16 protein-coding genes are annotated in these 20,493 nt (G+C 62.3%); 6 read left to right on the top strand and 10 right to left on the bottom strand.

Translation table 11 applies throughout. The annotated features are described in order from the left end of the window. Window positions 1-25: 25 nt before the first annotated feature. Complete coding sequence (locus tag HFRIS_RS04255) at window positions 26-2,311, bottom strand: putative bifunctional diguanylate cyclase/phosphodiesterase (RefSeq protein ID WP_006462006.1); 2,286 nt, start codon at window positions 2,309-2,311, stop codon at window positions 26-28. Between the two features lie 417 nt (window positions 2,312-2,728). On the opposite strand from HFRIS_RS04255, the gene HFRIS_RS04250 reads away from it, so the two are divergent. Continuing rightward, window positions 2,729-3,433 (top strand): hypothetical protein, encoded by a 705-nt coding sequence (locus tag HFRIS_RS04250; protein ID WP_161625961.1) that lies wholly within the window; start codon window positions 2,729-2,731, stop codon window positions 3,431-3,433. Window positions 3,434-3,518: 85 nt separating this feature from the next. Here the strand turns inward: HFRIS_RS04250 and ilvC are convergent, their stop codons facing one another. Both ilvC and HFRIS_RS04240 read right to left on the bottom strand, forming a co-directional pair. Further along, window positions 3,519-4,535: a ketol-acid reductoisomerase gene (ilvC, locus tag HFRIS_RS04245; RefSeq protein WP_006462004.1), complete on the bottom strand. Its 1,017-nt coding sequence runs from the start codon at window positions 4,533-4,535 to the stop codon at window positions 3,519-3,521. A 70-nt stretch (window positions 4,536-4,605) separates the two neighbouring features. Then, window positions 4,606-5,760, bottom strand: a complete 1,155-nt coding sequence (locus tag HFRIS_RS04240; protein WP_006462003.1) for a sigma-54-dependent Fis family transcriptional regulator — start codon at window positions 5,758-5,760, stop codon at window positions 4,606-4,608. Between the two features lie 190 nt (window positions 5,761-5,950). On the opposite strand from HFRIS_RS04240, the gene HFRIS_RS04235 reads away from it, so the two are divergent. Next, on the top strand, window positions 5,951-6,853 hold the full coding sequence (locus tag HFRIS_RS04235; RefSeq protein WP_006462002.1) for a LysR family transcriptional regulator: 903 nt from the start codon (window positions 5,951-5,953) through the stop codon (window positions 6,851-6,853). A 110-nt stretch (window positions 6,854-6,963) separates the two neighbouring features. On the opposite strand, the gene HFRIS_RS04230 is transcribed toward HFRIS_RS04235, so the two are convergent. The 4 genes from HFRIS_RS04230 to HFRIS_RS04215 form a co-directional block, all read right to left on the bottom strand. Continuing rightward, window positions 6,964-7,764: an SDR family NAD(P)-dependent oxidoreductase gene (locus tag HFRIS_RS04230; RefSeq protein ID WP_006462001.1), complete on the bottom strand. Its 801-nt coding sequence runs from the start codon at window positions 7,762-7,764 to the stop codon at window positions 6,964-6,966. A gap of 11 nt (window positions 7,765-7,775) precedes the next feature. Further along, window positions 7,776-8,546: an SDR family NAD(P)-dependent oxidoreductase gene (locus HFRIS_RS04225; protein WP_006462000.1), complete on the bottom strand. Its 771-nt coding sequence runs from the start codon at window positions 8,544-8,546 to the stop codon at window positions 7,776-7,778. Between the two features lie 122 nt (window positions 8,547-8,668). Continuing rightward, window positions 8,669-10,552: a TRAP transporter large permease gene (locus tag HFRIS_RS04220; protein ID WP_039874340.1), complete on the bottom strand. Its 1,884-nt coding sequence runs from the start codon at window positions 10,550-10,552 to the stop codon at window positions 8,669-8,671. Between the two features lie 84 nt (window positions 10,553-10,636). Continuing rightward, window positions 10,637-11,671: a TRAP transporter substrate-binding protein gene (locus HFRIS_RS04215; protein WP_006461998.1), complete on the bottom strand. Its 1,035-nt coding sequence runs from the start codon at window positions 11,669-11,671 to the stop codon at window positions 10,637-10,639. Between the two features lie 784 nt (window positions 11,672-12,455). Between HFRIS_RS04215 and HFRIS_RS04210 the strand changes: the two genes are divergently transcribed. The 4 genes from HFRIS_RS04210 to HFRIS_RS04195 all read left to right on the top strand — a co-directional run bounded on the left by HFRIS_RS04210 (window position 12,456) and on the right by HFRIS_RS04195 (window position 16,413). Continuing rightward, complete coding sequence (locus HFRIS_RS04210) at window positions 12,456-13,637, top strand: acetyl-CoA acetyltransferase (protein WP_006461997.1); 1,182 nt, start codon at window positions 12,456-12,458, stop codon at window positions 13,635-13,637. A 147-nt stretch (window positions 13,638-13,784) separates the two neighbouring features. Beyond that, window positions 13,785-15,383, top strand: a complete 1,599-nt coding sequence (locus tag HFRIS_RS04205) for an acyl-CoA synthetase (RefSeq protein WP_039874336.1) — start codon at window positions 13,785-13,787, stop codon at window positions 15,381-15,383. Further along, entirely contained in the window at window positions 15,380-15,949 is a 570-nt protein-coding gene (locus HFRIS_RS04200) for a PPC domain-containing DNA-binding protein (protein WP_006461995.1), read from the top strand. The genes HFRIS_RS04205 and HFRIS_RS04200 overlap by 4 nt, the downstream gene beginning before the upstream one ends. Before the next feature lie 2 nt (window positions 15,950-15,951). Next, complete coding sequence (locus HFRIS_RS04195; protein WP_077234773.1) at window positions 15,952-16,413, top strand: PPC domain-containing DNA-binding protein; 462 nt, start codon at window positions 15,952-15,954, stop codon at window positions 16,411-16,413. Between the two features lie 65 nt (window positions 16,414-16,478). Here the strand turns inward: HFRIS_RS04195 and HFRIS_RS04190 are convergent, their stop codons facing one another. The 3 genes from HFRIS_RS04190 to glcE form a co-directional block, all read right to left on the bottom strand. Beyond that, window positions 16,479-17,774, bottom strand: coding sequence for a dicarboxylate/amino acid:cation symporter (locus HFRIS_RS04190; RefSeq protein WP_006461993.1), 1,296 nt, complete (start codon window positions 17,772-17,774; stop codon window positions 16,479-16,481). 366 nt (window positions 17,775-18,140) lie between these two features. Continuing rightward, window positions 18,141-19,385: a glycolate oxidase subunit GlcF gene (glcF, locus tag HFRIS_RS04185; protein ID WP_006461992.1), complete on the bottom strand. Its 1,245-nt coding sequence runs from the start codon at window positions 19,383-19,385 to the stop codon at window positions 18,141-18,143. A gap of 26 nt (window positions 19,386-19,411) precedes the next feature. Then, window positions 19,412-20,491, bottom strand: coding sequence for a glycolate oxidase subunit GlcE (gene glcE, locus HFRIS_RS04180; RefSeq protein ID WP_006461991.1), 1,080 nt, complete (start codon window positions 20,489-20,491; stop codon window positions 19,412-19,414). Window positions 20,492-20,493: the final 2 nt, after the last annotated feature.

Below are 20,493 nucleotides of genomic sequence, written 5' to 3'. Positions count from 1 at the left end.
GTCGGCAGACCAGAGAAGTGCGTCTTCATGTGACCTCAAACCTGCCTTTCTGCAAGAGCGGCGCCAGTTGCGCCGCCGACACCGGACGTTGCAGGTAAAAGCCCTGCACCTCATCGCAACCCATCAGTTTCAGGTGCATCAGCTGCTCCTTGGTTTCCACGCCTTCAGCTACCACCTTCAGGCCCAGGTTACGCGCCAGCGTCACGGTGGAGGCCACGATCATGCCGTCGCTGTTGTCATTGCGGATGTCGCGCACGAAGGAGCGATCGATCTTCAGCGCATACACAGGCAGCGCCTTGATGTGGCTGAGGCTGGAGTAGCCGGTGCCATAGTCGTCCAGGTAGATCTTCAAGCCCTCATCACGCAGTTTTTCCAGGGTCTGGCGCGCCTGCTCCAAGTCGGTAATGAAGCAACTCTCGGTCACCTCGATCTCCAGCAGTTCGGCACTCAGGCCGTGGCGGCGCAAGGCGTCGCGGAAGGTCTCGATCAGGCGCTCGTCATTCAACTGCTTGGCCGAGACATTGATCGCCACCGGCATCAACGGCAGACCATCGGCGCGCCATTGCGCCAGTTGCCGGCACACTGCCTCGATGATCCAGTGGCCCAGCGGCTGCACCAGATCGTGGGTCTCGGCCAGGCCGATGAATTCGCCAGGATAGATCAGGCCATGCTCCGGATGTTGCCAGCGGATCAGGGCTTCCATGCCGACCACCCGATAATCCTGCAGCGCCACCTTGGGCTGGTAGTGCAGGCAAAACTCGTTATCCCGAAGCGCCTGGCGGAAGCGTCCCAGCAGTTCCAGCCCGCGCACGGCGATGGCATTGAGCGAGGCATCGTAGAAACGATACAGGCCGCTACCGGCGCTCTTGGCGGTGTACATGGCCGAATCGGCGTTGGTCATCAGCGCCTCGATACTCTGCCCATCGCGCGGATAGAGCGCGATGCCGATGCTGGGTGCCGTCTCGACATCGCAGCCCAGCAGGTCGAGGTAGGGTGTACGCAGGGTGTCGACCAGCTTGTCGGCGATCTCGGCCACGATTTCCTCATTGCGGATTTCCGAGACCAGCACCACGAATTCATCTCCCCCCAGGCGCGCCACCAGATCGTATTCGCGCACGGCTGCACGCAGCCGCCGCGCCACCTCCTGGAGCAACGCGTCGCCCACGGCGTGGCCCAGGGTATCGTTGATCAGCTTGAACTTGTCGAGATCGAGGAAGAACAGCGCATACAGGTTGCGACTGCGCCGGGCCCGCGACAATTCGGTCGCGGCCAGTTCATAGAACAGCATACGATTGGGAATGCCGGTCAGGTAATCGTGCGAGGCAAGCTGGTAGGCGCGGCTCTTTTCCTGTTCCAGCTGATGGATCAGCCCGCTCTTCTCCCGCTCCGAGTAGAGCAGCTTGTCATAGAGATAGCGGCGCCGGTGCGCCATGCTGATCAAGCCCCCCGACAAGGCCACCACCAGCAGCGAAATCAGGATCGCCTGCAGGTAATACTGGCGATGCGCCGGCCACAGCTTGCCCAGCAATACCTGCGGATCGCGGCTCACCACCACGGCCAGCGGATAGTGGGCCAGGCGCCGCTGCACGCCCACATGCTGCACCTGGTCACCCGGGCGCAAGGCGTGGATCAGGCCATCCCCCTTGCCGGTGAGCAGAAAGGTGGCGTAGTCCTGGCCGGCATAATTGGATCCACCGGAGAGGATGCCACCGGACAATTCCGCCAGTTGCAGGCCAGCTGCGTTGATGATCTCGATGCGGCTGGCGCCGTCCACGCTCACTTCCTGGTAGGTCTTCAGGAAATAGCCCAGATCGAGGATGGCCGCGAAGAAGCCTTGCAGCGCGTCCTTGCCATCCTGCAAGGGAATCAATAGCGGTACGCGCCAACTGTAGCCCTCGCGGTCCATGGGGGGCTTGATGATCATGGCGCTCTGCTCGGACGACGCCGTGAGCGAACTCATGTAGCCGGCGTTGATGAGCCGGCTCAGCTCCGGCTCGCTCTTCTGGCGCGACGACGAATAGACCAGCCGACCACGCGCATCGAACATGGCCACGCGCAGGTAGGCTGAATCGCCGTTGAACAGTGGATTGAAATAGGCCGACGATGATTGCTCGCCATTGAGCATCGATTGGCCGATGCGCGAGTACAGCAGGGTCTTGCCCAGCACCTCATCCAGGTTGGCCGAGACAATGGCGGCAACGTTGCGGCTGTCTGCGATGGAGCCGGCGATGGCGAGCTGTTTTTCGTTCTCGATGCGGATGATGGTGAAATACCACACCAGCGACAACACGCCGGCGGCAAGCAGCACCATGCCCGCCGACACTCCCCTGCCCGCGAGCAGTCTGGTCAGCAGCCCTTTCGGCTCGAACGATAACGGCTTACGCAATCCCCACCCACTTGAACATGGCGCCGACCCGGCGGCGCTTGGCTAAACCCTTTTTGACTGGGTGAGGGTAATGGGGATTTATGTCAAGTTGATGACAAGCATCATTTCCACCTTGACCGCCGCCCGGACGGCGTATTGAAACCAAAATTCAAATAGACATTGCATTTCTGCTTAACCTGACTAAGCTGTCCTTGGGGATAAAACACGAACAAAAACCATGGGGGAACAATGCGCACACTGTCGCCATATCGGGGCCTTGGATTCCTGCTCTGCTTGCCTTTCCTGAGTGCCTGCACGCATGTCTATCAACCATATTCGGCCCATTCGCTGAGTTCGCTTGAGTTGAGCAAGACCTACGAAAATCTCAAAAGCAAGACCGGTACGTTGATTACCGAGCAAAAATGTTATGCCCCTCTGAGTGCAGCCGATCAAGCCACCCTAGGTAGCCTGTGCACGCAGCAGCGTAATCTAGCCGTCTCGGCACTGGTGATGACTTCCGCCGAGGAATGCCTGCGCTACCGACGTGGACTATACGGTACGGAAGCATCATGGAATATTGCGCTGGGAACTACCACCAGCCTGTTTGCCGGTGCAGCCGCAGTCGCCGGCAGTGCACAGGGCAAGTCCATCCTCGGCGCGCTGGCGCTGTTCAGCAATTCCGAACGTTCATTGATCAGCGAGACGGTCTACAAGCAGATGCTAGTGACCGCGGTCGATAAGAAAATCGTCGAGATGCGCGATACTAAAATGCTGGCGATCTATGGCTCCATGCAGGGTGATGTGAACGTCTATCCCATCTATCGGGCATTCGGGGATGTCATCGATCTCCACAACACCTGCTCCTTCGTGGACGGATTGCAGAAGGCACTGGAAGAAGGCACACAGGGGACATCCGCACAACGCATCATGCGGCTCAAGCAGACCCTGCAAGGCTTGGTGGCCGAACGAGATGCCACCGTCGCCGCCGGCAAGACCGAGGATGCGGAAGCGATCAAGAAGCGGATAGAAGGTGTCAGGACTGAGTTGTCCGTGGAAGAGAAGAAATGAGATGGAGAGTAGTGAACAAGAGCTTCCTCCTGCCCGAAAGAAAAACGCCACGGCAAACCGTGGCGTTACTGGTGCAAACGGCAGATCAGTTCTTGCTTTGATCGACCAGCTTGTTGGCCTTGATCCAGGGCATCATGGCGCGCAGCTTCTCGCCCACGATTTCGATCTGGTGTTCGGCGTTGATGCGACGACGTGACATCAGGGTCGGTGCACCGGCCTTGTTTTCCAGGATGAAGCTCTTGGCGTATTCGCCGGTCTGGATGTCTTCCAGCACCTTCTTCATCGCGGCCTTGCTCTGCTCGTTGATCACGCGCGGGCCGGTCACGTACTCGCCGTATTCGGCGTTGTTGGAGATCGAGTAGTTCATGTTGGCGATGCCGCCTTCATAGATCAGGTCCACGATCAGCTTCAGTTCGTGCAGGCACTCGAAGTAGGCCATTTCCGGAGCGTAGCCGGCTTCCACCAGGGTTTCGAAACCGGCCTTGATCAGTTCCACGGTACCGCCGCACAGCACGGCCTGTTCGCCGAACAGGTCGGTTTCGGTTTCTTCGCGGAAGTTGGTTTCGATGATGCCGGCACGGCCGCCGCCGTTGGCGGTGGCGTACGACAGGGCCAGGTCACGGGCGCTGCCGGACTTGTCCTGGTGCACGGCGATCAGGTGCGGCACGCCGCCACCCTGGCTGTAGGTCGAACGCACGGTGTGGCCAGGGGCCTTGGGGGCGATCATGATGATGTCCAGGTCAGCGCGCGGCACGACTTGGCCATAGTGGATGTTGAAGCCGTGGGCGAAGGCGACGGTGGCGCCTTGCTTGGCGAACGGTGCGACGTTTTCGGCATAGACCTGACCGATGTTTTCGTCGGGCAGCAGGATCATGATGACGTCGGCGTCCTTGACGGCGTCGTTCACTTCAGCGACCTTCAGGCCGGCCTTCTCGGCCTTGGACCAGGAAGCACCACCCTTACGCAGGCCAACGGTGACCTTCACGCCCGAATCCTTCAGGTTCAGCGCGTGAGCGTGACCTTGCGAACCGTAACCGATGATGGTCACGTTCTTGTTCTTGATCAGGGACAGGTCTGCGTCTTTGTCGTAGAAGACTTTCATGAATTTCCTAAAGAAGTTGGGCAGGGGCCGCACTCGCGGTCCGCATATCGTTTATATGATTTAGATCGTTTCAGGCAACGGCATAAGCCGGCATGGCCTGGTCACGTACGTGCGGGATGTCCAGTTGCCTCAGCTTGCGGTAGAGCGAAGCACGGCACATTCCCAGTTGCCGCGAAGCGGCGGAGATGTTCCAGCGACTGCCATTCAAGGCAGCGATAACGCGCGTGCGCTCGTCCCGGTACGGATCGCCGGTAAGCACTACGGACGTGGCGTCCCCTTCGGCTCGTGACGCGAAGGGGCGGATCTGGGCGGTGCGGCCGATGGAATGGACCTGGGCCAGCGGCACCGCATGGAATTGCATCAATTCTTCGGGCAGGTCGCACAACTCGATGCGACCGCCATTCATCACCGCGCAGCTGTAGCGGATCACCGCATGCATCTGACGCAGGTTGCCCGGCCATGGATAGGCCAGTAGTCGCTGCAGGGCCGCCGGGGCGATGACGTTCTCGTCGGCAGCCTCCCCCAGCTCGTCGGCAATCATCTGCATCACCAACCGGCGACGGTCGGCACGTTCGCGCAGGGCTGGCAGTCGCAGCACGCCACCCGCGACACGGTAATAAAGGTCTTCGCGGAAGCGTCCCTCGCCGATCAGCGTCTTCAAATCCTGGTGGGTCGCGCAGATCAGTTGCACATCGACCGATACCGGTCGCATTGCACCGAGCGGGATCACCTCGCGCTCGGACAGCACCCGCAGCAGCCGCGTTTGCAGGGCGAAGGGCATGTCGCCGATTTCATCAAGGAACAACGTGCCGCCATCGGCCTGCTGCACCTTGCCCTTCATGCCGCCTGGCAGTGCGCCCGAGAAGGCCCCCTTGCAATAACCGAACAGTTCACTCTCGGCCAGGCTTTCCGGGATGGAGGCGCAATTGACCGCCACCCACGCAGCCTGGCGACGCGCGCTGTAGTCATGCAGCGCGCGCGACAGGTATTCCTTGCCGGTACCGGTCTCGCCCAGGATCAACACCGGAATGCCGCGATCGATCAGGCGCTTGCCGCGCTCCACCAGATCGCGCATGAGCTCGTCACCCGCAGCCAACTGGTCGATGTCACGGTAGCGCGGCGCGGTGCGGGAAGCTGCGCAGCGGTGGCTGCGGGCAGTATGGGCAGTATCGGCGGTCTGGACGTCACTCTCAGCCATGGGCTGTTCTACCGGGGGTGTCGGCATGATGGTCTCCTGTCTTGAACTGCTTTTTTGTCGAACCGTCTTCCCTCGGAGCGGCTCTTTATGCGCGGGGTCTGGCTTGTGGCCGGCCCGGAGAAGTGTCGCAATGGCACGTCTGCGGCAAAGAATAGCCAGACAAACCCATGACTTCCAATACAATGTACAGACAGAATCAATACCTTGAAGGTATCAAATGATCGAGTTGAGACACCTCACCTATTTCCGCACCGTAGCAGAAACCCTGCATTTCGGACGCGCGGCGGAGCTGCTGCATATCTCGCAACCGCCGCTCACACGCCAGATTGCGGCCCTTGAAAGGGAGCTGGGCGCGCAATTGTTCGACCGCAGCAAACGAGCCATCCAGCTGACCTCGGCCGGCAAATATTTTTATCGCGACACCACAGAAATTTTCAAGGCACTGGAACGGGCGAAACGTAATGTCTCGTCATCGAGCACCGGCAAGAGCGGTGCGTTGAAGGTGGGATTCATGATGTCCTCGGCCTACAACATCCTGCCGTCGGTGACGCGCCACTATTCCGCCGCCTATCCCGAGGTGGACATGCGCCTGACCGAATACGTCCCCAACCTGCTGGCCACCGACATCGAGGATGAGAAGGTGGATGTGGGCATCATGTACCGCCCGGAGGACTGTAGCCGCCTGGACAGCCACACCATCTATGCCGAGCCCCTGCTGGCGGTGCTACCCCGCGAGCATCGCCTGGCCGGCAAGGAGGCCATCTCCGCCGCAGAACTGGCGGATGACCCTTTCGTCAGCATCCCCCGTACGATCGCGCCGGTGGTATTCGACCTCATCATCAACCACTGCCAGTCGCGGGGTTTCCGTCCGCGCATCGTGCTGGAAGCCAATCTGCAGCAGACCATCGTCAACCTGGTCGGCGAAGGCCTGGGTGTAGCCCTGGTACCGACTTCGATGCAGGCCATGCACCTGGACACCACCGTCTTCAAACCCCTGATCGACGCGCCAGTGGTCGAAGTCGCCGTGATCTGGAACAAGGAGAATACCAATCCTTGTATCCGTACCTTTGCCGATACGGCGGTGGAGGTGTGGCGGAAGATGCAGCCAACGGCGCCATAAAAAAACCCGGACGCTCTTGGACGCCCGGGTTCAAACCGCGGCAGGTCTGCTTCCACGCCCGCCCGCCTGCGGCCAACAAACAAACCGGCTCAACCAGGGACTGTTCACACTCATCCGGCGCAGCGCAGCGACAATCCCCCGTCCACGATCAGGTCCAGTCCCGTGATGTAGCGCGCGTTATCAGATGCCAGGAACAGCGAGGCATGCGCCACGTCCCAGGCGTCGCCCATGAAGCCCATCGGGCATTGCGCATTGCGCTTGGCGCGCATCTCTTCGATATCGCCTCCATAGGCGGCCTTGAGCGGCTCGCGGATCATGGGCGTATCCATCATGCCCGGAAGCACGCAGTTGGCGCGGATGCCCATGGGCGCGTACTGCATTGCCACGTTCTTGGTAAATGCCAGGATGGCGGCCTTGGTCGCGGTATAGCCGAGGTAGGGAAAGCCGATCCAGCGCAGTGCCGCCAGCGAGGAAATGTTGACGATGGCACCCTTCTTCTGCTTTTCCATGATGGGCAGCACATGCTTGTGGGTCAGGAACAGGCTGGTCTGGTTGACCGCCACCAGGCGGTTCCAGCTCTCTTCGCTGGTCTCCACCGGTCCGCCGGTTTCGGCGATGCCGACATTGTTGTGCAGCACATCCACCCGGCCGAAGTGATCCATCGCGGCATCGGCGATGGCCTTCACGTCGGCACTTTTTGAGACATCGGCCGCCAGCACTTCACAGACCCCGCCCTCGCTGCGGATGATTTCGCGGGTCTGCAACGCGGCTTCGATGCTGCGATCCACCGCCAGCACCCGCCCGCCTTCACGGGCATACAGCGCGGCAGCGGCCTTGCCGTTGCCCCAGCCTTCGCCCACCGAACCGGCGCCGGTCACGATGATGACCTTGCCTTCCATCAGCTTGTCCATGGTGGCGCTCCTCAGATCTCAAGCACGCCGCCAGCGACGAAGCCGCCATCCACCGGTACCACGTGGCCGGTGATGTAGGACGACTCCTCGGAGGCCAGATAACTCACGGCCGAGGCGATTTCGTCGGTGGTGCCGTAGCGCCGCATGGGCACCAGGCGGTAGTAGCTCTCGCGGGTCTGCTCGGAATGCATGGCCTGGGTCATGGGGGTATCGACCGGGCCGGGAGCGACGCTGTTGACGGTGATGCCGTATTGCGCCAGTTCGATCGCCATCTGGCGCGTCAGGCCGATGACCGCGGCCTTGGAGGTACCGTAGGCAGTGCGGCCGGCCCCGGCGCGGATGCCCGAGATGGAGGAGATATTGACGATGCGGCCCCACTGCTTCCTGACCATCAGACGCGCCGCATGCTGGCCTGCCAGCAGTACGCCGGTGACATTGACGTTCATGGTCTGCAGCCAGTTGTCGAGCGGGTAATCGAGGAAGGAATAGGTACGTGCCACGCCGGCATTGTTGACCAGCACGTCGCAGCGACCATAGTCCTTCTCGATGTGGGCGAAGGCGGCCGCGATGGACTCCGGATTGCCGAGGTCCATCTGCAGCGCGGCTGCGCGGTGACCGGCGGCTACCAGCGCGTCGGCAGTCTGCTGGGCCGCCTGCAGGTTGATGTCGGCCACCAGCACGGTGTGGCCCTTGGCCGCCAGTTGCTGGCAGATGCTGGCGCCGATGCCCATGGCTCCGCCCGTCACGAGCGCCACGCGGGCGCCGCTATCATTGCGATTCATATTGTCTCCGTGGATGTTGGCGGCCCCGGGAAGGGATGGGGTAAGGGGCCGCCGTGTTCTAAGTCGTCGTTGGCAAATCAATCATGGAAGTTTCCTGATCGCTCGCATGACCGGTGAGTGGATCAGAGGAAACCGATGGAAATCCAGGGCACGAAGGCCACCACCAGCAGCGCCACAACCAGCGCGGCCAGATAGCCCCAGACCCGGTTAAAGACGCCGTCCGGCGAGACCTTGCCGATGGCGCAGGCGGCATAGAAGCCGACGCCGAAGGGCGGTGCGAACAGGCCGATGCCCATGGCCAGGATCACCACCATCGCATAGTGCACGTCATGCACGCCCAGTGAACGCGCCACCGGGAACAGCAGCGGTCCGAACAGCACGATGGCGGGGATGCCTTCCAGCAGGCTGCCCAGCACGATGAAGATGACGATGGTGATGAGCAGGAAACCGGCGCCGCCACCCGGCACACCCTGCATCAACGCCACCAGCTTGGAGGAGAAGCCCGACTGCGTCAGCGCCCATGCCATCGCGGTGGCCATGCCGATGATCAGCAGGATGGCGCCGGAGAGTGCAGCGGCTTCGATCAGCATCGGATAGAGGCGCTTGAAGTTCAGGTGCTTCATGAACAGGTGCATGATCAGGCCGACCACGACCGTATAAGCCACGCCGATGGTGGCGACCTCGGTGGCCGTGGCCACGCCCTCGATGACGGCCACGCGGATCAGCATGGGCAGCGCCAGGGCGGGAATGGCGGCGATCAGGGTCTTCATGATCAGCGACATGGGTGCGCGCGGCACGTCCGGCATCGGCTCGCGGCGGGCGCGCATCCAGCACACCACGGCGATGGCGATGGTGGCGATGGCCGCCGGCATCAGGCCACCGATGAACAGCGCCGTGATCGAGACGCTGCAGACCGCGCCGATGGTGATCAGCACCAGGCTGGGCGGGATGGTCTCGGTCATGGCGCCGGACGATGACAGCAGGGCCACCAGTTCTTCCGGCTTGGAGCCGCGCTTCTTCATTTCGGGGAACAGCGCCGGCGCGATGGCTGCCATGTCGGCCGCCTTGGAACCGGAGATGCCGGAGACCAGGAACATCGCGCCCAGCAGCACGTATTGCAGGCCGCCGCGCACGTGACCCAGCAGGGCCGCCATGAAATCGATCAGGGTCTTGGCCAGGCCCGACATTTCCAGCAGCGAGCCCAGCAGCACGAACAGCGGTACCGACAGCAGGATCAGGCTGGACATGCCTTCGTCCATGCGGCTGACCACGATCATCAGCGGCGCATTGGTCGCCAGGGCGAGATAGGCCATGGTGGCGGTACCGAAGGCGAAGGCGATGGGGATGCCACCAGCCACGCACACGCCAATCAGCAGCACGAAGAACACGATCAGGTTGTAGTTGCCCATGGCCATCAGGGCCGGCTGCGCCAGCCACAGCGCACCCGCGATCACGGCCACCACCGCCAGCGCCGAAAGCAGCAGGCGCATGGTGGTCAGGGCGGCCATGCGCGAGACGGCCGCCAGCAGCATCAGGATGGCGCCCACCGGCAAGGCGGCAGCGCGCAGGCCGTCGGGAATTTCCAGGGCCGGGGTGGTGATGGGCATCTGCTCGACCGCATGGTCCAGTGCCGGGTGGATCACCATCAATACGAAGATGCAGACCACCAGCGCCGCCACCGTTTCCAGCCAGATGCGGCCTTTCTCGGAACACTTGTTGATGATGGCGGTGAGCCGCATGTGCTCGCCGCGGTCCAGGGCCAGCACGGCACCCAGCATGGACAGCCAGATGAAGAGGATCGAGGCCAGTTCATCGGACCAGACCAGGGGGTCATGCAGTGCGTAACGGTAGATCACGCCGGTCAGCAGCACGATCGTCTCGGCCAGTACCAGGCAGGCGGCCAGCGCGCCCACCACATGCATGACCATGCGATTCAAGCCCACCAGTGCGCGCGCAAACGGATTCATGTTGACCGGGGCGCGGTAAGTCATTGCAGCTTCCATCATCAAGCTCCAGCGAAAAAAGTCGGGGCGGACGGCGCCACGGCCCGGGATGGGCGGTGGCGTCGTCCATTCAGGCCGGACGGTGCGTCAGGCCAGCTTGCCGGTGTACTTCTCCAGCAGCGCCCAGGGCTCGTCACCGAACTTCTTCTTCCATTCGGCGTAGAAGCCGGCGCTGCGCAGCTTGGCGCGGAAGGAGTCGGCGTCGGCATTGTTGAAGGCCAGGCCCTTGCCCTTCATTTCCTCGACCAGCGAGTCGTTGAGCTTGCGCACGTCGGCGCGCTGGTTCATGCCGGCTTCGTTGATGGCACGGGTGACGATGTCCTGCAGGTCCTTGGGCAGGCGTTCGAAGGACTTCTTGTTGCCCAGGAACCAGAAACCGTCCCACATGTGGTTGGTGATGGAGCAGTACTTCTGCACTTCGTACAGCTTGGCCGTGGAGATGATGGCCATGGGGTTTTCCTGGCCTTCGACGATCTTGGTCTGCAGGGCCGAATACACTTCGGCGAAGTTGATCGAGGTCGGCGCCGCATCGAAGGCCTTGAACATGGAGGTCCACAGCGGGCTCGGCGGCACGCGCAGCTTCATGCCCTTGAGGTCGTCGGCGACCTTGATGGGACGGGTGCTGTTGGTGATCTGGCGATAGCCGTTGTCCCAGATCTTCTCGAAGGCGAACAGGGTGGACTTGGCTTCGATCTGCTTGCGCACATGGGCGCCGAGTTCACCGTCCATGGCCGGCCAGACCTGGCTGTAATCCTTGAAGGCGAAGCCGATGCCGGAAATCTGCGCGGCCGGCACCAGGGTACCCAGGATCAGCGGCGAGAGGGTGAAGAAATCGATGGCACCGGCACGCACCTGCGAGAGCATGTCGGTATCGGTACCCAGCTGGTTGTTGGGGTAGAGCTGCAGCTCGATGCGCCCCTTGGACTGCTCGGCGATGGCAGCGGCCATTTCCTTGGCGCGTGCATTCATCGGGTGGGTCACCGGCAGGTTGTTGGCGTACTTGAAGGTGAACTCGGCCGCATGGGCGGAAGTGCTCACCATGCCGGTCGCGGCAGCGGCCGAGGCCACCGAGGCGGTCTTCAGAAAATGACGGCGCGTGAATTTACCAGTGGATTGATCCATCTGTCTTGTCTCCTGTTTGTCTGTTTGTATTTATGAATCTGCTGATTCCGGTGCCACTCAGCTGCCGCGAAATCCTGGCGTGCAGCCCCCTGTATCCGGGTTGTCAACACTGCCCATGCATCGATAGAGCAATTAGGATGCCAAGCCGTCGGAGCGGGCCGACGCGATGGCGATGTCCCTCATGGTCATCTGCATTGCGCCTGTATTCTCTGCGATAAAGGCTGCGCAGGACAAGGGCAGGGGCGGCACCGCCTGCAATTTATTTGATACCGCCCTGCTGCGACACCTGTCGCATGCGCTGTCACCAACCTGTCGCAGGGATGTCGCAGGTGTCGACACCCGAAGACGCTGCTGCCGGGCAATTGTTTTGTGTTGCGGCGCAATGATTTACGTTAACGTAAAGTCCGTGCTATCTTCATCCGGTCGGTCGCTGGCGTAGCGGTTTCCTGCCCTGCAGGATTCAGCGCCGCCCCGTGGTCGATCTTATTGACGACGCAACACCGCATCAGAATCAACAACAAAGCGAGAGCCGGCGCGCCTTTGCGTCGAGCTTTCAGGAGACGGGCAAGAGGCCGGCCCGGGCAGGGGGCACCCCCCGCCTGCGGCCGTCGGCGACCAGTGGCACCTCACTCTTGTGGCAATCGCATGGCGATGGCGACGAGCTTGCTGCACGTGGCAATCGCATTGGCACGGCAGTGGAAGACATTGGCACCGAATTTGCATATTGCCCCCGTGTGAACCGGAGCGACCAGGCTCCACCGACCAAGTCTTACAAGGACACACCATGACTGCTTCTGCATCCTCACCCTGCATCACCGGCTGGCACCATTCCCAATTCGGCAAGCTCGACGGCATCGATCCGGAAGTGTTGATCGGCCAGGTCGCCAAGGCCGCCATCGAACATGCCGGTCTGCAACCGGAAGACATCGATTCCGTCCACGTCGGCACCTTCAATGCCGGCTTCCTGTACCAGGACTTCCCCTCGTCGCTGGTCATGAATGCACTGCCGCAGTTGCGTTTCAAGCCGGCCACACGCCTGGAGAATGCCTGCGCCACCGGCTCGGCGGCAATCCATTCGGGCCTGCAATCGATCAAGGCGGGTGAATCGAAACACGTGCTGGTGATCGGCTTCGAGAAGATGACCGAACTGGCGACCCCACAGGTCGGCGAGGTCTTGCTCAAGGCCTGCTACGCCAAGGAAGAAGCGGGCATCCCCGGTGGTTTCGCAGGCGTGTTCGGCAAGATCGCGCAGAGTTACTTCGACCGCTTTGGCGACCAGTCCGACGCACTGGCCATGATCGCCGCCAAGAACCACAAGAACGGCCTGTCCAATCCCTATGCCCACATGCGCAAGGACTTCGGCTTCGATTTCTGCCGTACCGTTTCCGAGAAGAACCCGTTCGTGGCCGGCCCGCTCAAGCGTACCGACTGCTCGCTGATCTCGGACGGTGCCGCCGCCCTGGTGATCAGTGCCGCCGACGTGGCCAAGTCCATGCCGCGTGCCGTGCAGTTCCGCGCAGCAGTGCATGTGAACGACTACCTGCCGCTGTCGCGCCGCGACCCGACCCGCTTCGAAGCCGCCGAACTGGCCTGGAAGAATGCGCTGGGCCAGGCCCGACTGTCGCTCAATGATCTGTCCCTGGTGGAAACCCATGACTGCTTCACCGTGGCCGAGCTGCTGGAATACGAAGCCATGGGCCTGGCCCCGCACGGCCAGGGCGCGCGCGTGATTGCCGAGGGCATTACCGCCAAGGATGGCAAGCTGCCGGTCAACCCGTCGGGCGGCCTGAAGTCCAAGGGACATCCGGTGGGCGCCACCGGTGTCTCGATGCACGTGATGGCCGCCATGCAGGCGGCCCATGATGCTGGCGACATGCAGATCGCCAATGCGCGCTATGCGGGTGTGTTCAACATGGGCGGCGCGGCCGTGGCCAACTATGTGAGCATCCTGGAACGCGTGAACTGATTGCAGCTGCAAATCGCAGGCTGAAGGTTGCAGTACGGCGTCGTTCGCAGCACCAGCGAACGACGCGCAGGAACATGAAGTATCAAGAAGAACAAGAACGAAGCGCCACGCCAATTTCCATTAGAACGAATCGGGACGAGTGAGACGATGTTAACGAAAGTGATGAACCTGGGCCGCCTGCTGTCGGACGTGGCGCGCCGTTTTCCGGATGAGCCGGGTCTGATCCTGTCGCAGGGCAATGCCGATGGCAGCGACAGGCTCATCTCGTGGAAGCAGATCAACGACCGCGTCGATGCGCTGGCCCACGCCCTCACCCGCCGGGGTGTGAAGAAGGGCGACAAGATGCTGGTCCATTCGCGCAACAACCAGCAGATTTTCGAGAGCGCCTGGGCCGCCTTCAAGATGGGCATGGTCTGGGTCCCGACCAACTTCCGCATCACACCGCCTGAAGCGGCCTACCTGGGCCAGTCCAGCGGCGCTTGCGTGATGCTCTACGACCGTGGTTTTTCCAACTACGTGGATGCCGTCAAGGCAGCCTCGCCGGCACTGGAGCACGTCATCGCCCTGGCCGATGCGCGCCCCGGCGAACTGGATTTCGAGGCACTGGTGGCCGAGGGGGGCCAGGAGAGCTTCCGCGAAGTGGAAGTCGATTACGAAGACCCGATGTGGTTCTTCTATACCTCCGGCACCACCGGTCATCCCAAGGCAGGCGTGCTCTCGCACGGCCAGATGGCCTTCGTGGTAACCAACCACCTGGCCGACCTGATGCCGGGCCTGAACCATCAATCGCGTTCGCTGGTGGTGGCACCGCTGTCGCACGGTGCCGGTATCCACGCCGTCATCAACACCGCGCGTGGCGCGGCCAGCATCCTGCTGTCGTCCGAACGGCTGGTGGTCGAGGAAGCCTGGCAGCTGGTGGAAAAGTACAAGGTGGACAATCTCTTCACGGTCCCCACCATCGTCAAGATCCTGGTCGAGGATGAATCGGTGGATCGCTACGACCACTCATCCTTGAAGCACGTCATCTACGCCGGCGCACCCATGTACCGCGCCGACCAGGTGTATGCGCTGAAAAAACTGGGCAAGGTGCTTGTGCAGTATTACGGCCTGGGCGAAGTCACCGGCAACATCACCTTCCTGCCGCCCTACCTGCACTTCGACGACGACGCCCATCCGCAGGCGCGGGTCGGCACCTGCGGCATGCCGCGTACCGGCATGCAGATCGCCATCCTCAACGACGACGGCCAGGAACTGGCGCCCTTCGAGACCGGTGAAATCTGCGTGCGCGGACCGGCCGTCTTCATGGGATACCACAACAATCCGGACGCCAATGCCAAGGCCTTCAAGCATGACTGGTTCCATACCGGCGACCTCGGTCATGTGGACAAGGATGGTTTCCTCTACATCACCGGCCGTTCTTCGGACATGTACATCTCGGGCGGTTCCAATGTCTATCCACGCGAGATCGAGGAAGCCCTGCTCACGCACGCGGCCGTGTCGGAGGTGGCCGTGCTGGGCGTGCCCGACCCCAAGTGGGGCGAGAGCGGCCTGGCGGTGATCGTCTGCAAGGCGGGGCAGCAGGTCGATAGCGCCGCCTTGCTGGCGCACCTGGAAGAGCGCATCGGCAAGTACAAGTGGCCGCGCCGCTTCGTCTACTGGGACAACATGCCCAAGTCCGGCTACGGCAAGATCGTCAAGAAACAGATCAAGGCACTGCTGGAAGAACAGGGGGAATACCGCCTATGAAGCTGACGAACAAGACCGCCCAGGCCGCGGCCGGCACCGGTTTCGTCGAGGTACGCAAGTTCCTGCACGCAGGCCAGCAAAGCTATCCGCGCACGCTGGACCTGGAGGCCGACCCGGCCGAGGAACTGCGCATCACGCTGCAACCGGGCAGCTCCGTGGGCGAGTCGCTGCGAAGCGTGCTGGCGCGCTATGGCCAGCGCGGCGGCGTGGGCCGCATGTGCGGTGGCACGGCACGGCGGCTGCACTATCACCGCATCGAACATACCGGGGACGCCAGCCGTCCCTATGACTACGGCCCGCCGCATGTGCTCGAAGGGGTGATCACCTTCATCACCGGCGCCATCACGGTGGGCCAGAACCAGGACGGAAAGGTTTTACTGCATTGCCATTCAGGATTCATCGACGGTGACGGCGCCCTCCACGGCGGCCATCTCCTGCTCGATACGGTGGAAGTGGGCGACGATCCGCTCATCATCCGCCTTTGCTTGTTCTCCCGGGGCGCCTTCGTCGTCAACAGCGATGAAGAGACGCACTTCAGTCTATTGCATCCGACACCCATGGAATGATGATGACTCTCCACGCCAACGACACTACGACACGCGACGACCATACCCCCCCTATCCACGTAGAAGAAGGCCGCCTCGGCAAGCTCGTGATGGCCCGCCTCAAACCCAACCAGGACCTGACCGAAAGCGTGGAAGCGCTGTGCCGCCAGCACGGCATGAAGACCGCCATCGTGCGCGGCGCCATCGGCAGCCTGATCGATGCCCACCTGCAATACGCCACCCCGAACGGCCCACGCGAGATGGAGATCAACGGACCGGGTGTGGAAATCCTCAATGTCTTCGGCGAGATCGGCTTTTCCGATGGCCAGGGCAATCCCCATCCCCTACAGGGCGTGGTGGCCGACACTGACGGCAAGATCTTCGCCGGCCGCTTCGTGCGCGGTGCCAACCTGTCCTTCATCACCATCGAGATCACCCTGCAGGAGTGGGTCGCGGTCAAGCAGCAGGAAGCCGTGCCGGCCTGAAACGAACAATGCCGTCCAGCGACAGACTGGACGGCATTGCATTCACCTCTCTAAACCGCGGTTGATCAGGCTTCGTTGTGCAGCGTGGCTTCGGCTTCCTGTTCGATCTCGGCTTCGGCACGCGCCGCTTCTTCTTCGCTCAGCAGCCCACCTTCCCACTTGGCGACCACGGCCGAGGCAATCGAGTTGCCCACGGCGTTCGTGGCCGAGCGTCCCATGTCGAGGAAGGTATCGATACCCAGGATCACCAGCAGGCCCGCTTCGGGGATGTTGAACTGGTGCAGAGTCGCGGCGATCACCACCAGCGAGGCACGCGGCACGCCGGCGATGCCCTTGGAGGTCAGCATGAGCACCAGCATCATGGTGATCTGGGTCGAGATCGGCAGGTGGATGCCGTAGGCCTGGGCGATGAAGAGCGTGGCGAAGGTGCAGTAGATCATCGAGCCATCGAGGTTGAAGGAATACCCCATCGGCATGACGAAGCTGGAGATCTTGCGCTTGACGCCGAAGCGGTCCAGCGCATCGAGCAGCTTGGGATAGGCAGCTTCCGAGCTGGCCGTGGCGAAAGCCAGCAGGAAGGCTTCCTTGATCAGCGCCAGCAGGCGGAAGATGCGCTTCTTCAGGAACACGAAGCCCACCGCGATCAGGATGGCCCACAACAGTACCAGCGAGAAATAGAAGTCACGCATGAAGACCGCGAAGCTGACCAGGATCTCCAGGCCATTGACCGCCACAGTCGCCGCCATCGCCGCAAACACCGCCACTGGGGCAAACTTCATGACATAGACGGTGATCTTGAGCATGGTGTGCGACAGATCGTCGATCACCGCCAGCAGGTGCTTGCCACGCTCGCCCAGCGACGCCAGGGCGATACCGAAGAACATCGAGAACACCACCACCTGCAGCACTTCGTTCTGGGCCATGGCCTCGACGATGGACTTGGGGACCAGGTGGTTGAAGAATTCCTTGACCGTGAACTTGCCCGTGGCCAGGCCGGCGCCAGCCGCGTCAGGCGGTGGCAGTGCCACGCCCGCGCCCGGTTGCAGCAGGTTGGCCATGATCATGCCCAGTGCCAGCGAGACCAGCGAGGCGATGAAGAACCAGGCCAGCGACTTGCCGAAGATGCGGCCGACCGACTTGGCGTCACCCATATGGGCGATGCCCACCACCAGGGTGGAAAACACCAGGGGCGCGATGACCATCTTGATCAGGCGCAGGAACAGGTCGGAAGCAATCGAGATGTAGCCGGCCAGTTCCTTGGCCTGGGCCTTGTCCAGATGACTGAAGATCAGGTAGCCGACCAGGATGCCCAGCAGCATCGCAATGAAGATGAAGATAGCCGGCGGAATGCGTTTTTTCATGGGTTCTCCTGCCCCTCGATCGCAAGTGGCATGGCGCCGGTGCGAGGACGATGATGGTGGGGGCTGATTGTCTGGGCGCGGGGCCGTGGCGGGACGCTGCGCCGATCGTCGGGATTGTCGGAAATCACCTGTTTCCGATGAGAAACGGGGACCGGTTTTTTCCCGCTGCGCGGAAAAAAGGACGAAGCTTATTGACTTATGCCCCCTGCCGTCAAGCCGGTTTGGATAAATGGGGTCAAATTGCCCGGATCATGATCAAAATGGCCACAAAAAAGCCCCGCAGAGCGGGGCTTGGGTTGTTTCCAGAGCAACTTGCAGGGCATCCGGGGGCGGCCGGCGACGCCTCAGCAAGTCGTCAGCAAATCGTCAGGAAACCGCCACCAGCGCGGCGTCCAGCAATTCGATCCAGTGCAGTACCGGAGTCTCGGTGCCGGATTGCAGATGGGTGACGCAGCCGATATTGCCAGTGACGATCATGTCGGGATCGGTGGCCTGGAGCTTGCCGATCTTGTCATCGCGCAGGCGGTAGGAGAGCTCCGGTTGCAGGATCGAATAGGTGCCGGCCGACCCGCAGCAGAGATGACTGTCGGCGCACAACTGCACATCCACCCCGGCCGCGCGCAGGATGGTCTCGACCTTGCCGCGTATCTTCTGGCCATGCTGCAGGGTGCAGGGCGGGTGGTAGGCCACGCGCTTGCCGTTGAAGTCCTTGAGCCGGTGTTTCAACTGGTCTTCGAACTCGGGCAGGATTTCGCTGATGTCGCGGGTCATGTGCGAGATGCGGCGCGCCTTTTCGGCATAGACCGGATCATGCTGCAGCAGATGGCCGTATTCCTTGACGGTGACGCCGCAACCGGAGGCATTCATGACGATGGTATCGGCCCGGATGCCATCCGGGCCTTCGATGTAGGGCCACCAGGCGTCGATGTTGCGACGCATGTCGTCCAGGCCGCCGTCCTGGTCATTCATGTGATAGCGGATGGCGCCGCAGCAGCCCGCCTTGGGGGGCGCGAACAACTGCACGCCGAGGGCATCGAGCACGCGGGCGGTGGCGCTGTTGATGTTGGGCGACATCGAGGGCTGCACGCAGCCTTCGAGGTAGAGCATCTGGCGCGCATGGGTGCGCGTGGGCCAGATGCCGGCATCCTGCGGCAGCGGCACCTTGTTCTGCAGCAGCTTGGGCAACAGCGGGCGCACCAGCTGGCCTGCTTTCATGGCGGGACGGAAAATCCACTTGCGCGGCACCAGCTCCTTCAAGGCGGTGCGCATCACGCGCTGTGACAGGGGGCGTGGCACCTGCTGCTCCACCACCTTGCGACCGATATCGACCAGGCGACCATACTGCACGCCGGACGGACAGGTGGATTCGCAGTTGCGGCAGGTCAGGCAGCGGTCCAGGTGCGACTGCGTGGCAGCAGTGGCGGGCTTGCCTTCCAGCACCTGCTTGATGAGATAGATGCGACCACGCGGGCCGTCCAGTTCATCGCCCAGCAACTGGTAGGTAGGACAGGTGGCGGTACAGAAACCGCAATGCACGCAGGAACGCAGGATGCTGTCGGCTTCCTCGCCGGCCTGGGTGTTGCGGATGAAATCGGCTAAGTTGGTCTGCATGGAGGGTCGCTGGCTAAGTAGTTCGCTTACAGGCTGGCGTACAGGCGGCCGGGATTGAAGATGCCGCGTGGATCGAATTGCTGCTTGAGCTTGCGATGGATCTTTTCCACCGCCGGTTGCAGCGGATGGAATACACCGATGGCCTTGTCGCCCCCGCGATGCAGGCTGGCATGCCCGCCCACCGCCAGGGCGGCGGCGCGAATGGCGACCGCATCCACATTGCCCTGCGGGCGCAACCAGCGCTGCGCCCCGCCCCACTCGATCAGCTGGTTACCCGGCAGGTCGATCGGTGGTGCCACCGACGGCACCGACAGGCGCCACAGCGGTGCTTCGGGCTGGGCGAAGAAGGAATGGGTCTGCTCGCGCAGGTCGGTCCAGTAATCGTCCGGATTGCTCAATTCGGTGCCACCCAGCTTCTTGATCGCTGAATCCACCGCAGCCTGCGCACCCGCCAGACGCAGGGTCAGCACATTGCCGACCCAGGCGCTGGCCACCAGCGGCAGCGGTTGGCCGGCGCTCTGGTTCAACAGGCGCAGCGCGCCTTCCTGGTTGATCTCGAACACCCGCGTGCTGCTGGCGAAGGGGCGCGGCAAGACCTTCAGCGAGACCTGCAGGATCAGGCCCAGCGTGCCCAGCGATCCCGCCAGCAGGCGCGAGATGTCATAGCCGGCGACGTTCTTCATGACCTGGCCACCGAAATGCAGTTGCTCGCCCTGGGCGTCCATCAACACCGCACCCAGCACGAAATCGCGCACGGCGCCGGCGGCCGCGCGCGAGGGACCGGAAAGTCCGGCGGCCACCATGCCGCCGACGGTCGCAGCGCCGCCGAATCGCGGTGGCTCCCAGGCCAGCATCTGGTTGTGCTCGGCCAGGGCGGCGTCGATCTCGGAGAGCGGCGTGCCGCAACGGGCAGTGATGACCAGTTCGGTCGGTTCGTAATCGATGATGCCGCTGTAGGGCCGAGTATCGAGCAGGTCGCCGCTTGGCACCTGCCCATACCAGTCCTTGGTGCCGCCGCCGCGAATCTGCAATGCGCGGCCGGAGAGGATGCGTTCACGGAAGGATGCCAGCACGGCATCGAAGTCGGGTTGGGCGTGCTCTTGCATGA

Source organism: Herbaspirillum frisingense GSF30 (genome assembly GCF_000300975.2).
Lineage (GTDB): Bacteria > Pseudomonadota > Gammaproteobacteria > Burkholderiales > Burkholderiaceae_D > Herbaspirillum > Herbaspirillum frisingense.
This window is presented reverse-complemented; position numbering and strand designations above follow the sequence as displayed.

Excerpts from the sequence above, each read along its gene's own strand:
- ilvC (WP_006462004.1), bottom strand. The coding sequence starts at position 4,535 with ATGAAAGTCTTCTACGACAAAGACGCAGACCTGTCCCTGATCAAGAAC.
- HFRIS_RS04230 (WP_006462001.1), bottom strand. The coding sequence starts at position 7,764 with ATGGACAAGCTGATGGAAGGCAAGGTCATCATCGTGACCGGCGCCGGT.
- glcF (WP_006461992.1), bottom strand. The coding sequence starts at position 19,385 with ATGCAGACCAACTTAGCCGATTTCATCCGCAACACCCAGGCCGGCGAG.
- HFRIS_RS04220 (WP_039874340.1), bottom strand. The coding sequence starts at position 10,552 with ATGATGGAAGCTGCAATGACTTACCGCGCCCCGGTCAACATGAATCCG.
- HFRIS_RS04200 (WP_006461995.1), top strand. The coding sequence starts at position 15,380 with ATGAAGCTGACGAACAAGACCGCCCAGGCCGCGGCCGGCACCGGTTTC.
- HFRIS_RS04240 (WP_006462003.1), bottom strand. The coding sequence starts at position 5,760 with ATGCCGACACCCCCGGTAGAACAGCCCATGGCTGAGAGTGACGTCCAG.
- HFRIS_RS04215 (WP_006461998.1), bottom strand. The coding sequence starts at position 11,671 with ATGGATCAATCCACTGGTAAATTCACGCGCCGTCATTTTCTGAAGACC.
- glcE (WP_006461991.1), bottom strand. The coding sequence starts at position 20,491 with ATGCAAGAGCACGCCCAACCCGACTTCGATGCCGTGCTGGCATCCTTC.
- HFRIS_RS04205 (WP_039874336.1), top strand. The coding sequence starts at position 13,785 with ATGTTAACGAAAGTGATGAACCTGGGCCGCCTGCTGTCGGACGTGGCG.
- HFRIS_RS04210 (WP_006461997.1), top strand. The coding sequence starts at position 12,456 with ATGACTGCTTCTGCATCCTCACCCTGCATCACCGGCTGGCACCATTCC.
- HFRIS_RS04225 (WP_006462000.1), bottom strand. The coding sequence starts at position 8,546 with ATGAATCGCAATGATAGCGGCGCCCGCGTGGCGCTCGTGACGGGCGGA.
- HFRIS_RS04255 (WP_006462006.1), bottom strand. The coding sequence starts at position 2,311 with ATGGTGCTGCTTGCCGCCGGCGTGTTGTCGCTGGTGTGGTATTTCACC.
- HFRIS_RS04195 (WP_077234773.1), top strand. The coding sequence starts at position 15,952 with ATGACTCTCCACGCCAACGACACTACGACACGCGACGACCATACCCCC.
- HFRIS_RS04235 (WP_006462002.1), top strand. The coding sequence starts at position 5,951 with ATGATCGAGTTGAGACACCTCACCTATTTCCGCACCGTAGCAGAAACC.
- HFRIS_RS04190 (WP_006461993.1), bottom strand. The coding sequence starts at position 17,774 with ATGAAAAAACGCATTCCGCCGGCTATCTTCATCTTCATTGCGATGCTG.